Genomic DNA, 13,863 nt, shown 5'->3' with positions numbered 1-13,863 from the left:
GTGCCCCTTTTTCTGTATCTGCGCCGAGTCTGCCGCGCCGGGTAAGATGACGATCTGCCCTCCTCGCCCGGACCCACGATGAACGACACCTGGCTTCCCCCACTGCTTGATCTGCTCGCCCGCGGCGAGCGCCTGTTGAACGACTACGAACGCCGGCTGCCGGCCTTGCCGCCGGTCAACGACTGGCAGGCGCAGGCCTACCGCTGGCGTAGTTTCGACGGCCGAAGCGCGCTGCAACCGGTGCTGCATCCGCATTCGATTACGCTGGCGTCGCTGTGCAATATCGAACGGCAGAAAAACCTGCTGGTCGCCAATACCCGCCAGTTCGTCGAAGGCCGGCTCGCCAACAACGTGCTACTGACCGGCGCACGCGGTTGCGGCAAGAGCTCGCTGGTGAAGGCCGCATGGAACGAATTCAAGGATCAGGGCCTGCGGCTGATCGAAGTCGAAAAAACCCACCTGATCGATCTACCCGACATCGTCGAACAGGTCGCCGATCGCCCCGAGCGCTTCATTCTGTTCTGCGACGACCTCAGCTTCGAGGAAGGCGACTGGGGCTATCAGGCACTGAAGACCGCGCTGGATGGCTCGATCTCGGCACCGAGCGCCAATGTGCTGATCTACGCAACGTCGAACCGCCGCCATCTGGTGCCGGAATACTTCAGCGAAAACGCGCAGACCCGCCACGTCGACGGTGAGATCCATTTCGCCGAAGCGATCGAGGAAAAAGTCGCACTGTCCGAGCGCTTTGGGCTGTGGCTGTCGTTTTACGGTTTCGATCAGAACGACTTCCTCAACGCCTGCCGGCTGTGGCTGAACCACTTCGGCATCACCGGCTGGGATGCGCAGACCGAACGCGAGGCACTGCAATGGGCGCAGGGACGCGGCTCGCGCAGCGGCCGCGTCGCCTGGCAGTTCGCCCGGGACTGGGCCGGCCGAGCCGGCGGCTAAAGCGCCGACGGCGCTGTGCGCCATGCCAAGATTGCCACCGTGCCGTGCAGACCGGCACGGTACAATCGCCGCCTTCGTTTCCTGACGTGTCCGCCATGACCGCACCGCGCATCACCCACGTCGCCGCCGGCATCCTGCTCCGGCCCGACGGCACCTTTCTGCTCGGCAGCCGCCCCGTCGGCAAACCGTACGCCGGCTATTGGGAATTCCCCGGCGGCAAGCTCGAAGCCGGCGAGACCGGGCTCGACGCATTGAAACGCGAGCTGCACGAGGAAATGGGCATCACCGTCACCGCGGCGACGCCATGGCTGGTGCAGACCTTCACCTATCCGCACGCGACCGTCAGGCTGCAGTTTTTCCGCGTCACCGGCTGGGATGGCGAACCGCAACCGCACGAAGGCCAGTCCTTCGCATGGCAGACGCCCGGCGCGCTGAATGTCTCGCCGATCCTGCCGGCCAACGGCCCTATCCTGCGCGGGCTGGCGCTGCCGCCGGTGCTGGCGCTGTCGCATGCCCGCGGCCTCGGCATCGACGGCTGGCTCGCCCGGCTGGATCAACGCCTCGCCGACGGCCTGCGCTGGCTGGTCTTGCGCGAGCCACAACTGGCCGCCGCCGATTACCGCGCGCTGGCAACTGAGGTGCTGGCGCGTGCGCACCATCGCGGTTGCCGCGTGCTGCTGCACGGCGACATCGATCTGGCGCGTGAACTGAACGCCGACGGCGTGCAGTTGCCGGCGCGGATCGCCGCGACGCTGGAGCGGCGCCCACGTGGCCTCGACTGGCTTGGCGTATCGGCGCACAACGCCGATGAACTGGCCGTCGCCCAGCGCATCGGCGCCGATTACGCGCTGCTCGGTCACGTCGCCGAGACAGCATCGCACCCGAACGAGGCGCCGCTGGGCTGGCCCGGCTTTGCCGCGCTGGCCGGTGCCGGCTGGCCGTTCCCGATCTACGCGATCGGCGGCATGAACGCCGATGCCATCGCCACGGCACAGGTCAATGGCGGCCACGGCGTCGCCCAACGCTCAAACGCCTGGAGCACGAGATGAAAGACAAGATGTTGAAACGCGCGCTGCTGCGCGTCGCCGCGGTCCTGCTGATTGCCTTCGGCGCCGGCTGGCACTACGGCTGGATCCGGCCGCTTAACTGGTTCAACCACCAGCAGGTCAATACCATCGTCACCCAGCAATGCGACGACCTCGTCGCCGGTTGCCGCTTCAAGCTGGAAAACCACGAATATCTGCTCAAGAGCAAGGCGCCCGTCAGTACCAAGGCGCCGGTCGAACTGGTGCTGAGCGGCCAGGCCGACGAGGTGCACGCCGAATGGGCGATGGCGGGCATGGAGATGGGCAGCAATCGCTATGCATTGCGTCGCAGCGACGCCCAGCACTGGCAGACGTCGACCATTCTGCCGATCTGCAGCCAGAAGCGGCAGGACTGGCAGCTGACGCTGGACATCGGTCGCAACCGCGTGGTGCTGCTGACCCGCTCGCAGCCCTGAGCGGCGGCCGCGCAGCATACAAGCGCGGCCATCCCGGGCTGCGCTTCAGTGCGCGTTGAGCTTCGAGAACAGCTGGATCACCACGACGCCGGCGATGATCAGCGCAATGCCGATCCACGCGGCCAGATCGGGCAGCTGCCGGTATAAAACGCCGGCGACCAGCGTCACCAGTACGATGCCTGCACCGCACCAGATCGCGTAGGCGACGCCAACCGGCACCGTCTTCATCACCTGCATCAACAGATAGAACGCCGTTGCGTAGCCGAGTACGACCAGCGTACTCGGCAGCAGCCGGCTGAACCCGTCCGACGCCTTGAGGCTGCTGGTCGCGATCACCTCGGCCACGATGGCGAGGCCGAGCATCAGGTAGGCATTCATCGTGTCCTCCTTTTCCGATTGCTTGCCGATGGGACGCCATCTTAGCCGTCATGACCGATGGCACTAAGTTGGGAAGCATCTGATAATCAGATGGATGAACTGGACCCACGATCAACTCGCCACCTTTGTCGCCGCCGTCGACGCCGGCTCGTTCTCGGCCGCCGCGCGCCGGCTGGGCCGGGCGCAATCGGCCGTCAGCAGCGCCATCGCCCTGCTCGAAGCCAGCCTCGACCTGACGCTGTTCGACCGCAGCGCCCGCACGCCGGTGCTGACCGACGCCGGCCGCGCACTGCTCGACGAAGCGCGCGAGCTGCTGCGTCAGCGCGAACACTTCGAAAACCGCGCCTTTGCCCTGGGCAGCCAGACGCCCGGGCAGATCACGCTGGCGCTCGATGAAGGCCTGCCCTATCTGCCGGCGATGCGCTTGCTTGCCGATTTTGCCGACGCCTATCCGCAACTCACCGTCACCGTCCTCAACTGCTCGGCCGCCGAGATCGCCGAATGGGTCGCCGACGGTCAGGTCGACGCCGGCCTGACGTACCGCCGCCAAGGCGACGACAGCGCGATCGAATCCGAATCGGTCGGCGCGGTGCCGCGGGTCATCGTCGCCGGCATCGGCCATCCGCTGGCACACGACGGCCAGACCAGCCGCAAGGCGCTGGCGCGCCATCGCCAGTTGATCGTGACGCCCCGCACCGGCAACGACGATGGCGACGAGCGCCTCAGCCCGCAGGTCTGGTATTCGGACAGCCTGTACGCGGTCGCCGAACTCGCCGCGCTCGGTGTCGGCTGGGCCGTGGTGCCGCGCAATGTGGCCCGTTACCCGACGCTTGCCGGCCGCGTGGTCGAACTCGCCAGCGCCGACGTCGCCTTCAGCGCGCTCGAAGTCCGCCTGTGCTGGCGCACCGGTCGCGGCGGCTGGCCGATGCTCGGCTGGCTGCGCCGCTATCTGTCGCAGGCGGTGTTTGCCGGCGACGATGCGCCACCGCCGGGCACGAGCAGGTGACGTTGGCGGCCGGTTTTGGAACAATGCGCTCTTTGCTTCCGCACAACCGCCCATGCTCCGCCTGACTGTCGTCCTCGCCACCCTGCTGCTGTCCTTGCCTGCCTGCGCCAAGGTCTATCAATGGCGCGACGCCGACGGCCAGGTGCACTACAGCGACCAGCCGCCGGCTGGCCAGAGCAGCCGCGAGCGGACGATCCGTCCGAACGTGGTCGGTAGCGGCGCCAAGCCCGCAGCCGCCAGCGCCGTCCAGAGCAAGAGCGCCAGCGTGGTGCTGTATACCAACCCGCAGTGCGGCTCGACCTGTACCGACGCGGTCAAGCTGCTCGACGCCCGCGGCGTCGACTACGAGTTGCGCAATCCGGCCAGCTCGGAAACCCAGCTGCTCGCTTTCTATCAGGCCACCGGCCAGACGCAGCTGATTCCACCGGTGCTGCAGGTCGGCAACGACGTGTTCCGTATCTGGGATCCGCAGTTGTGGTCGGCGGCGCTGACCAAGGCCGGCTACGCACCGGGCAAGCACTGAGAATCTATCCGACTAGACGGCTGCGCCTTCGCATCCTGCCCCCGTCCTGTGCTCGAAATCCTCATGGACTCCGTGTCCATTGCGGTTTCTGCGCTTCGGACGGCGCCAAACTGCCTTGGCTCGCTCGCCGAATCGGATAGGTTCCAAGCCGTCAACCGACCGGCCCGGCCGACGTTGTAGTTTCACCCTCTCGATGATGTAGCTGATGAAATCCCTGATCCTGTTGTGCTGTACCGTCGCGCTGCTTGCCGGCTGTTCTAAATCCGATCCGCACTCCCCCAGCGTACTGCGCCAGTCCATTTTCAAGGACATGCTGCGGACGAGCGAAACGCTCGGCGGCATGGTCCGCGGTCGCAGCGCCTACGACCCCGCCGCCTTCCAGGTCGGCGCAGACAAGCTCAAGGCGCTGGCCTCGGCGCCGTGGTCGCACTTTCCTGAGTTCGATGCCAGCGGCCCCAGCCATGCCAGCGCCGGGCAGTTCAAGGCCGCAGCGCAGAAGCTCGAAACCGCGACGACCCAGCTTGCCGCGCAGTCCGGCCCCGGCGTGTCGATGGCCGACATCCGGCCGCGCTTTGCCGCGGTCGAGGAATCCTGCGCCGCCTGCCACCGGGTGTTCCGTCCGGAATAAACGCGACCGGCGTCCGGCGTTCACCGCTGCGCGTGCGGCGGTGCCGGACGGCCCGTCCGGCAGGATGCGGCGGGCCTGATAGAATCAGGGCATTCCTTTTCCTGCGACCCGCCCCATGCAATTTGCCACCTGGAACGTCAACAGCCTCAAGGTCCGCCTGCCGCAGGTGCTCGACTGGCTCGCCAGCCGGCCCAAGCTGACCGCGCTGGCGCTGCAGGAAACCAAGCTCGAAGACCACAACTTCCCGCAGGCCGAGATCGAGGCGGCGGGGTTTCATGTCGCCTACGCCGGCCAGAAAACCTACAACGGCGTCGCCATCATCAGCCGGCTGCCGATCGACGATGTGCTCATCAACATCCCCGGTTTCGACGACCCGCAAAAGCGCGTGATCACCGGCACCATCGCCGACGTGCGCTTCGTTTGCGCCTACATCCCGAACGGCCAGGCGCTCGACTCGGAAAAATACCCGTACAAGCTCGGCTGGCTCGACGCGCTGATCACCTGGCTGAAGGACGAACTGGCGCAGCACCCGCAGCTGATCCTCGCCGGCGACTACAACATCGCCCCCGAAGACCGCGATGTCCACGACATCAAGAAATGGGAAGGCGGCGTGCTGGTGTCGCCGCCCGAGCGCGACGCGTTCACGACGCTGATCGGCATGGGTCTGGCCGACGCGTTCCGCGCCTTCGAGCAACCGGAAAAATCGTTTTCGTGGTGGGATTACCGCGGCTTCAGCTTCAAGAAGAACGCCGGCCTGCGCATCGACCACCTGTTGATTACGCCGGCGTTGTCGCAAAAACTCACCGCGTGCGAGATCGACCGCGAACCGCGCAAGGCCGAGCGGCCATCGGACCACACGCCGGTGCTCGCCACCTTTGCCGACTGACGCCATGATCGACAGCGTCAACACCCACATGCGCCGCGCCGATGTACCGGCTGCGTCCGCCCCCTTTGCCGACTGAGGACACGATGGACAAGGTCAAACTGTTGTCGGGCAGCAGCCTGTTCTGCGAACTCTCGCCCGACGAGCTCGCCGGTCTCGCCGCCCATGCACAGCCGCGCAGCGTGCGCGCCAAGGAAATCGTCGTCGCCCAGGGCGCAACCGGCGACGCGATGTACGCGGTACTGCACGGCCGGCTCAAGGTGCTGCGCACCAGCGACGAAGGCCGCGAGGCGACGCTGGCGATTCTGGAAGCCGGCGAAGTCTTCGGCGAAGTCGCCATGCTCGACGGCGGCCTGCGCACCGCCAGCGTCGAAGCGCTCGAACCGTGCGAACTGCTGGTGCTGCGCCGCGACGCGGTGATGCAGCACCTCGAATCACACCCCAAGGTGATGCGCCAGCTGATTGCCGCGCTGTGCCACCGGCTGCGCGGTGCCGACGAATTGCTGCAGGACACGCTGTTCCTGCCGCTGCCGCAAAGGCTGGCCAAGACCTTGCGCCAGCTCGGCGCGCAACACGGCTCACAGGAAAGCGGCAGCGTGCTGATCGACCTGAAGCTGACCCAGCAGGAAATCGCCAACCTCGTTGGCGCCAGCCGTGAAAGCGTCAACAAGCAGCTCAATGCCTGGGTCGACGACGGGCTGATCGCACTCGAAGCGGGTTATGTCCGGCTGATCGCGCCGGAACAGCTGCCACGCTAGACGCAGCCAAGACAAAAGCGGACCCGAGGGTCCGCTTTTTCGTATGGGCCGATTCACTGGGCGACGTACTCGATCCGCCGGTTCTGGTGGCGGCCTTCTTCGGTGCTGTTGTCGGCGATCGGCCGGCTGTCGCCATAGCCCACGGCCGTCAGCGCGTCGGCGGCAACGCCCTTGCCGATCAGGTAGTCGCGCACCGCGGCGGCGCGTTGCTCGGACAGCGTCTTGTTGTGCGCCGAATCGCCGACGTTATCGGTATGCCCGGCGATCTCCCCCTTTTTGCCGCTGGCCTTGAGTTCGTCGGCGAGCTTGTCGAGCGTGGCATGGTAGCTGGGCGCTATCGCCGCGCTGTCGGTGTCGAACTGCACATCGACGGCAATACCGGCCAGCTTGAACAGCGCCGGCGCGCTCGCGACCATCGACGCCACCGGCGTCTTGATATCGACTTCGGGGATGGCCGGCACCTTGGGCGTACCGCAGTAGCGCAGGCCGAGAAAGGCCAGGATCGCCAGCGGCACCACCCACCACAGCCAGCGCGGCAGGCCCGACTTGACCGCGGTTTCGGCCGACTCGACCGCGCTGCCGAGCTTGCGCTTGGCTTCGCCACCGGCATCGGCCACGGCGCCGATTGCCGCACCGGCGTGCGAACTCAAGCCGCCGAACAGGCTCGCAAGGCTGCCGACGCCGAGCGCCTGCAGCAGCGGACCATCGAGCAGCTTGGCCAGCCAGCCTTGCTGATCGGTCAGCAGGCTGACAAAGCCGCCATAGCCGCCGCCCGATTCGCCCAGCTTGCCCTTGAGCAGCGACAGCAGCATCGGCGCGCCGAGCGCCAGTAGCGACGTCGCCGACTCGGTCGACACACCGGCCTTGGCCGCCACGGCGCCGGCTACTTGCCCCGCCTGATCGCCAAGGACCGACGGCAACAGATCACGGCCGCGTTCGACCAGCCCGGCCAGCGCATTGCCGTCGCCGGACTGCACCGTCGGACTGTCGAGCACGCCCGCATCGACTTTCGGGCCGGAAATCAGCTCGAACAGGCCGCGCGCCGATTGCGGATCGCCTGCCTGCTTGACCAGACCACCGACGAGCGCCGGCAGCGCTTGCGATACTGCGGTACTCGCCGTGCTCGCATCCATGCCCAGCGCCTTGCCGGCAAACCCCGAAAGTATCGGTCCCGCTGCGCCCTGCAGCGCTTCGATCAGATTGAACGCCATGGTATTGCCTCCATGCAGATTGGGGAGACCTTCGCTCCCCCCTTGCATCGCGAAGGCATGAACCCGCAGGTTCAATCCCCATTCAGGTACCCGCACGGCAGGAAATACAAGCGAATCAGCGAGATGACAGCGGATGAGTGGCCGGGTTTCCGCTCAACGGCGGCCGTGGCGCAATCGCAGCAGCCGGCTGCGGATCTGCACGTCCTCCCATACCGGCATCGCCGCCAGCAGTAGCAACAGCAGCGCCAGCGGCACCGTGGCGACAAAGCCCACGCGCTGGAATGCCCATGCGCCAGCGATCCCGCCGGTGAGAAACAGCAGCAGCAGGCCGAGGTTCAAGGCCAGCAGCGTGCGGTCCGCGACCACGCGCGGCAAATCGGGCCGGTCGTGTCGATGCCAGTACAACAAGCGGCCGAGCTCGATGCCGATGTCGGTAACAAGGCCGGTGACGTGCGTGGTACGGATGCGCCTGCTCGAGAGCTTGGTGACGATCGCGTTCTGCAAACCCATCAGATAACACAGCCACATCACCGTGAAGGGCAGAATGAAGCCGGCGTGGGTCGACAACCAGCCGCCGAGCAGACCGAAGCCGAGCATCAGGATCGCCTCGACCAGCAAGGACAACGCGTACTCGCTGTGCATGCGTCGCCGCCGCGCCCAGTTGATCAGCAGCGACGACGTCGCCGCGCCGGCGGTAAAACAGACAAAGGCGCCGAACCCGGCCAGCACCAGCCTGAGATCGCCGAGGATCAACTGGTCGGCCATCGTCGACACGATGCCCGACATATGCGAGGTGTACTGGCCGACCGCGAGAAAGCCGCCGGCATTGGCGGCACCGGCGACAAAGGCAAGCGAGAGGCCGAGCTTCTGGTCGGCGTCGAGCGTACGCTCGCGCCCGACCAGCCTGTGCATCCAATTCATCCCCCGCTCCTGCCGATCCCGACGTCATCAGCATGGCAGATTGGCTGCGAAGGCATGGCGCCCTAGATCAAGCTGGCGCGAGATGCCGGATCATTGCCACCAATTAACGTCGCGGTACGATCGCGTTGGTCAGCCGGGCAATGCTGACGAGGCGGCCCTGCGCATCGTCGATGCGGATTTCCCAGACGTGCTGGCTCTGCCCCAGCCGGATCGGCCTTGCCGTGCCGGTGACGCGGCCGCTCGACGCCGAGCGCACGTGGCTGGCGTTGATCTCGGTACCGACGGCGAGCTGCCTGTCGGTGTCGACGATCAGATTGCTGGCGAGGCTGCCAAGCGTTTCGGCCAGCGCGCACGAAATACCGCCGTGCAAGAGCCGCATCGGCTGCACCGTGCGATGGTCGACCGGCATCGTCGCGACAAGGTAATCGTCGCCGACTTCGGTGAAACGGATATCGAGGTGCTCGACCGCGGTGTTGGCGCACATCGCGTCGAGGTCGGCGGGAGTGAACGGGCGAATCCAGATCGACATGAAGACCTCCTGAGCAGGCGTCCACGATAGGTCGGCACTACCTCAGCGGCAAGCCGGCGCATCCTGATGCGGCAGTTTGAAATGCCTCAGGCGTCCAAAGGTACGACGTCGGCGCCACGCGCCAGCAGCAGCTCGCGCAGGATGGAGCGATGGCAGTGATGTTCGCTGTCGCAATAGCAGCCGACCGACAGATCGGTCCGGTGCGACAGCGCCGCCAGCAGATCGAGGTCACGACTGGCCGCCGGCTCGGCCATCTCGGCGACGAAGCGCTTCTTCACCGTCGGCCACAGCACCTCGTCGTGCGTCTCGAGCATCACGCGGAAAGCTTTGAGCAGCTCGGCGGACGGCGCGAGATTGGGAAACCACAGATCGAAGTAATCGAGCCGCGCGTAATCGGTCTTGGGCACGCCACGCGGCGGGCGGCGCACGGTGCCGAGACGCAGCCCTTCACCGGGCTGGCGCGGACCGCCGAGCCGGACGATACGGATGCTCATGCGCCCTCCTTGCCGAAGCAGGCGGCTCAGCGCGTTGCAACGCTATTGCCGAGTCCGTTCCAGACGTAGTTGTTCTTCCACGCACCGTAGACGAGGTTCGGGTACTCGGCACGGCCGAGGCTGCCGTTGTAGCGGCCGAGCGCGCGGAAATAGTCGCCGTTCTCGATATCGAGATAATGGCGCAGGATGGTGCAGCCGTAACGCAGATTGGTGCTGACATCGAGCAGGTTCTGGTCGGACGAGCCGATCAGCCTTTGCCAGAACGGCATCACCTGCATCAGTCCGCGCGCGCCGACCGGGCTGATCGCGTAACGGTTGAAACCGCTTTCGATGTGGATCAGCCCGAGCACCAGTTGCGGATCAAGCCCGGCACGGGTCGCTTCGTACTGCACCGCGGTCAGCACCTTGCGGCGCATGAATTCGTCGGGGATGCGCTTCTCCAGCTTCGCACTCATCTCCGCCATCCACGCATCGGCCTCGGCCTGCGTCGGGAAGATCAGCTTTGCCTGCACGCCGTCGCCGATCGCACGCGACATCGCCGACTGCACCGACGACGACAGCGCCTCCTCTTTCTGTGCACCGGCAAAGGCGGTACAGGCCAGCAGGGAGAGCGCGACGGAGATCAGGAACTTGTTCATAGGCAAACCGGTGAATGCTGAGATGAAGAGCGGCCAGGCATACGACGCTCCCCGCTGGACCCGCTGCGGTCGCAGCAGTACACATGAGTACCGCAAGCGCGTACAGATCCGGCGGGATAGCCGTACGTAAAAACGGGGCCAGCGGTCAACGCTAAGCCCCGTTGCTGCAATCGGCAAGCCGATGCGCGATTTATGCCAATTGCTGCTGCACGAAGGCAACAGCGTCGCCCAGCGCGATCTTCTGCATCTCGCCGCCGGCACGTGCGACGTACTCGACCTGACCGTCGGCCAGCGCCTTGTCGCCGATGGTGACGCGGTGCGGAATACCGATCAGTTCCATGTCGGCAAACATCACGCCCGGACGCTCGTTGCGATCGTCGAGCAGCACGTCGACACCGGCAGCGACGAGCTGGCCGTACATCGCGTCGGCGGCCGCCTTGACGGCTTCGGACTTGTGATAGCCGACGGCGACGACCGCGACGGTGAACGGCGCCAGCGCCGGCGTGAATACGATGCCGCGCTGGTCGTAGTTCTGCTCGATCGCGGCGGCGACGATGCGCGATACGCCGATGCCGTAGCAGCCCATTTCCATCGGCTCTTGCTGGTTGTTCTCGTTGACGAACAGGCAGTTCATCGCTGCCGAGTACTTGGTGCGCAGCTGGAAGATATGGCCGACTTCGATGCCGCGGCACAGCTCGATGCTGCCCTTGCCGTCCGGGCTCGGGTCGCCGGTGACGACGTTGCGGATGTCGGCGACGACGTTCGGCTCGGGCAGGTCGCGGCCCCAGTTGACGCCGGCGATGTGGAATTTTGGCTTGTTGGCGCCGCAGACGAAATCGCTCATCGCCGCGACGGTACGGTCGGCGATGACCTTGATGTCGGCGGCAATGCCGACCGGGCCGAGGAAGCCCGGTGGGCAGTTGAAGCGCGAACGGATTTCCTCTTCGGTCGCAAAGCGGAACTCGCCGATGCCGGCGATCTTCGACAGCTTCACTTCGTTGATGCTGTGGTCACCGCGGATCAGCGCGATGAAGAAATCACCGTTGCCGGCCACCAGCGCGATCAGCTTGACGGTCTTCTCGATACTGATGCCCATCAGCTTGGCGACGTCTTCGCACGTCGTCTGCTTCGGCGTGTCGACGTCACGCAGCGCCTCGGTCGGCGCGGCGCGCGGTGCGGCCGGTGCCAGGGCTTCGGCGAGTTCGACGTTGGCGGCGAAGTCCGAATCCGGACAGTAGGCCAGGAGGTCTTCGCCGGCGTCGGCCAGCACGTGGAACTCGTGCGAGCCGTCGCCACCGATCGCGCCGCTATCGGCGGCAACGGCGCGGAACTTCAGCCCCAGACGGTTGAAGACGTTCGAGTACGCTTGGTACATCTTGCCGTAGGTCACTTGCAGGGCTTCGAAGCTGGCGTCGAACGAGTACGCATCCTTCATGGTGAATTCGCGCGCGCGCATCACGCCGAAACGCGGGCGGATCTCGTCACGGAACTTGACCTGGATCTGGTAGAAATTCGCCGGCAATTGCTTGTACGAGCGCAATTCGGTGCGGGCGATGTCGGTAATCACTTCTTCGTGCGTCGGGCCGAAGCAGAAGTCGCGCTCGTGGCGGTCCTTGATCTTCAGCATCTGCGGGCCGAACAGCTCCCAGCGGCCGGTTTCCTGCCACAGCTCGGCCGGCTGTACCGCCGGCATCAGCAGTTCCTGCGCACCGGCCTTGTTCATTTCGTCGCGCACGATCGCTTCGACCTTGCGCAGCACCTTCAGCCCCAGCGGCATCCAGGTATACAGGCCGGAACCGAGCTTCTTGATCAGGCCGGCACGCAGCATCAGCTTGTGCGAGATCAGTTCGGCCTCGTTCGGCGCTTCCTTGAGGGTCGAGATATACAGTTGCGAGGTGCGCATGGCGGTGTCGGTCGGCAATCGGGAAAGCGCTGATTCTACCAAAGCCGCCCGGCTCTGCCTGCCCAAGAGTCTGGCGCATTGCCCTGACGGCAACGACCAAAGCGGGCAAAACGCTGGCGTGGGCAAGAAATGCCGTCCATCGCCGGCAACCGGTCTGACCGTGACGGGGCAAACCAGCCTTTCCGCGGGCACGGAAGTGGACAACAACAGCAAACGCTGCTGCAGATGAAAAGCGGCATAATCGCCGATCCACACCGGTTGATCGCTTATGCAACGCCAGACGCTCCCTCCCCGCACCGCCCCCCGCTATGCCTCGATGGCGCTGTTCTTCGTCGCCGGCGCCACCTATGCGACCTGGGGGATCCACATCCCGACCTTGCGCGACCGCTTTGCACTATCGCCGGCCTGGCTGTCGGTGGCGATGTTCGCCGTCGCGCTCGGCGCCATCGTCGCGATGCAGCCACTCGGCCGTCAGGTGGCGAAGCTCGGCAGCGACAAGGTCGTCGGCATTTCGGCGTGGTGTTTTGCCGCGGCAACCGGCTTGCTGATGCTGATGCCGAACTTCTGGCTGACGCTGGTGGTGCTGATCGGATTCGGCATCGCCAATGCCGCGTACGACGTGGCGATGAACGCACAGGCGGCGACGGTCGAGGCCGGCAGCGACAAGCCGATCATGTCGACACTGCATGGCCTGTTCAGCGTCGGCGGCATGGTCGGTGCCAGCGTCGGCGGCGGGTTGATCTCGCTCGGCGTGCCGCCGTGGCTGCACTTCGTCGGCATGGGCGTGCTGATCGCCATCGTCGGCGTGATCGCGCGGCCGAAGCTGATCGCCGATCCAACCGTCGGCGCCATGAACCAGGACAAACACGCGCACTCGGGCCGGCTGCTGTGGGTGATCGGCTTCCTCGCCTTTCTCGGCCTCGTCGCCGAAGGCGCGATGTATGACTGGACCGCGATCTACCTGCGCGACGTCGCGCAATCGGCAGCGCTGGCAAGCTTCGGCTACGCGACGTTCTCGGGCGGCATGGCCGTCGGCCGTTTCAGCGGCGACGCACTGCGTGCGCGCCTCGGCATGCTCAAGCTGCTGATGGTCAGCGGTTGCGTCGGCCTTGCCGGCATCGTGCTGGCGCTGGCCTGGCCGCATCCGTGGGCAGCGCTGATCGGCTTCCTGTTCATGGGGCTGGGCTGCGCCAATCTGGTACCGATCTTCTTCGTCGCCGCGTCCAAACTGCCCGGCATGCACGCCGGCGAGGCGATCGCCGCCGTGGCGCGGCTGGCCTACGTCGGCATGCTGATCGGCCCGGTATTGATCGGCTTTGTGGCCGAGCACGCCGGCCTGCGTCTTGCCATGGTGCTGGTGGCGCTGTCGATTGCCTGGATTGCCATCGATGGCAGTCGCGTCTTGAAGAAGGCGCTGAAACCGGCGCCCTGACCCGGCTAAACCTATCCCAGTAGGCGAGCGAGCCAAAGCAGTTTGTTGCCGCCCGAAGCGCAGAAACCGGAGTGGACACGTAGGTCCATGAGGATTTCGAGCATTGG

At 65.8% G+C, this 13,863-nt stretch carries 17 protein-coding genes; 10 read left to right on the top strand and 7 right to left on the bottom strand.

Going from position 1 to position 13,863, the window contains the following annotated elements; genetic code table 11:
- Positions 1-78 precede the first annotated feature (78 nt).
- From R0382_RS09890 to R0382_RS09880, 3 genes are all read left to right on the top strand, one after another.
- Entirely contained in the window at positions 79-951 is an 873-nt protein-coding gene (locus R0382_RS09890; RefSeq protein WP_432719416.1) for an ATP-binding protein, read from the top strand.
- Positions 952-1,046: 95 nt separating this feature from the next.
- The gene (locus R0382_RS09885; protein ID WP_432719415.1) at positions 1,047-2,000 is read left to right on the top strand and encodes a Nudix family hydrolase; all 954 of its coding nucleotides are present in this window, start codon (positions 1,047-1,049) and stop codon (positions 1,998-2,000) included.
- Entirely contained in the window at positions 1,997-2,452 is a 456-nt protein-coding gene (locus R0382_RS09880; RefSeq protein WP_432719414.1) for a hypothetical protein, read from the top strand. The genes R0382_RS09885 and R0382_RS09880 overlap by 4 nt, the downstream gene beginning before the upstream one ends.
- A gap of 45 nt (positions 2,453-2,497) precedes the next feature.
- Here the strand turns inward: R0382_RS09880 and R0382_RS09875 are convergent, their stop codons facing one another.
- On the bottom strand, positions 2,498-2,830 hold the full coding sequence (locus tag R0382_RS09875; RefSeq protein WP_432719413.1) for a DMT family transporter: 333 nt from the start codon (positions 2,828-2,830) through the stop codon (positions 2,498-2,500).
- A gap of 94 nt (positions 2,831-2,924) precedes the next feature.
- Between R0382_RS09875 and R0382_RS09870 the strand changes: the two genes are divergently transcribed.
- From R0382_RS09870 to R0382_RS09850, 5 genes are all read left to right on the top strand, one after another.
- Complete coding sequence (locus R0382_RS09870) at positions 2,925-3,836, top strand: LysR family transcriptional regulator (protein WP_432719412.1); 912 nt, start codon at positions 2,925-2,927, stop codon at positions 3,834-3,836.
- Between the two features lie 52 nt (positions 3,837-3,888).
- Positions 3,889-4,359, top strand: a complete 471-nt coding sequence (locus R0382_RS09865; protein WP_432719411.1) for a glutaredoxin family protein — start codon at positions 3,889-3,891, stop codon at positions 4,357-4,359.
- A 205-nt stretch (positions 4,360-4,564) separates the two neighbouring features.
- Positions 4,565-4,987 carry a c-type cytochrome gene (locus R0382_RS09860; RefSeq protein ID WP_432719410.1) on the top strand — a complete coding sequence of 141 codons (423 nt, stop codon included), beginning with the start codon at positions 4,565-4,567 and terminating at the stop codon, positions 4,985-4,987.
- Positions 4,988-5,102: 115 nt separating this feature from the next.
- Entirely contained in the window at positions 5,103-5,873 is a 771-nt protein-coding gene (gene xth / locus R0382_RS09855) for an exodeoxyribonuclease III (protein WP_432719409.1), read from the top strand.
- Between the two features lie 83 nt (positions 5,874-5,956).
- Entirely contained in the window at positions 5,957-6,628 is a 672-nt protein-coding gene (locus R0382_RS09850) for a Crp/Fnr family transcriptional regulator (RefSeq protein WP_432719408.1), read from the top strand.
- Positions 6,629-6,681: 53 nt separating this feature from the next.
- Here the strand turns inward: R0382_RS09850 and R0382_RS09845 are convergent, their stop codons facing one another.
- From R0382_RS09845 to R0382_RS09820, 6 genes are all read right to left on the bottom strand, one after another.
- The gene (locus R0382_RS09845; RefSeq protein ID WP_432719407.1) at positions 6,682-7,839 is read right to left on the bottom strand and encodes an OmpA family protein; all 1,158 of its coding nucleotides are present in this window, start codon (positions 7,837-7,839) and stop codon (positions 6,682-6,684) included.
- Positions 7,840-7,992: 153 nt separating this feature from the next.
- Positions 7,993-8,760: a YoaK family protein gene (locus tag R0382_RS09840; RefSeq protein ID WP_432719406.1), complete on the bottom strand. Its 768-nt coding sequence runs from the start codon at positions 8,758-8,760 to the stop codon at positions 7,993-7,995.
- A gap of 103 nt (positions 8,761-8,863) precedes the next feature.
- Positions 8,864-9,289, bottom strand: a complete 426-nt coding sequence (locus tag R0382_RS09835; protein WP_432719405.1) for a hotdog fold thioesterase — start codon at positions 9,287-9,289, stop codon at positions 8,864-8,866.
- A gap of 86 nt (positions 9,290-9,375) precedes the next feature.
- Positions 9,376-9,783: a DUF488 domain-containing protein gene (locus R0382_RS09830; RefSeq protein ID WP_432719404.1), complete on the bottom strand. Its 408-nt coding sequence runs from the start codon at positions 9,781-9,783 to the stop codon at positions 9,376-9,378.
- A 26-nt stretch (positions 9,784-9,809) separates the two neighbouring features.
- Positions 9,810-10,421 carry a lytic transglycosylase domain-containing protein gene (locus tag R0382_RS09825; RefSeq protein WP_432719402.1) on the bottom strand — a complete coding sequence of 204 codons (612 nt, stop codon included), beginning with the start codon at positions 10,419-10,421 and terminating at the stop codon, positions 9,810-9,812.
- 190 nt (positions 10,422-10,611) lie between these two features.
- Positions 10,612-12,324 carry a proline--tRNA ligase gene (locus R0382_RS09820; RefSeq protein WP_432719400.1) on the bottom strand — a complete coding sequence of 571 codons (1,713 nt, stop codon included), beginning with the start codon at positions 12,322-12,324 and terminating at the stop codon, positions 10,612-10,614.
- On the opposite strand from R0382_RS09820, the gene R0382_RS09815 reads away from it, so the two are divergent.
- On the top strand, positions 12,323-12,553 hold the full coding sequence (locus R0382_RS09815; protein WP_432719398.1) for a hypothetical protein: 231 nt from the start codon (positions 12,323-12,325) through the stop codon (positions 12,551-12,553). The genes R0382_RS09820 and R0382_RS09815 overlap by 2 nt on opposite strands.
- 39 nt (positions 12,554-12,592) lie before the next feature.
- Positions 12,593-13,756, top strand: coding sequence for an MFS transporter (locus R0382_RS09810; protein WP_432719397.1), 1,164 nt, complete (start codon positions 12,593-12,595; stop codon positions 13,754-13,756).
- The last annotated feature ends 107 nt before the right edge of the window (positions 13,757-13,863 follow it).

Origin of the sequence: Jeongeupia wiesaeckerbachi (genome assembly GCF_050916355.1) — a bacterium.
Taxonomy (GTDB): domain Bacteria; phylum Pseudomonadota; class Gammaproteobacteria; order Burkholderiales; family Chitinibacteraceae; genus Jeongeupia; species Jeongeupia wiesaeckerbachi.
This window is presented reverse-complemented; position numbering and strand designations above follow the sequence as displayed.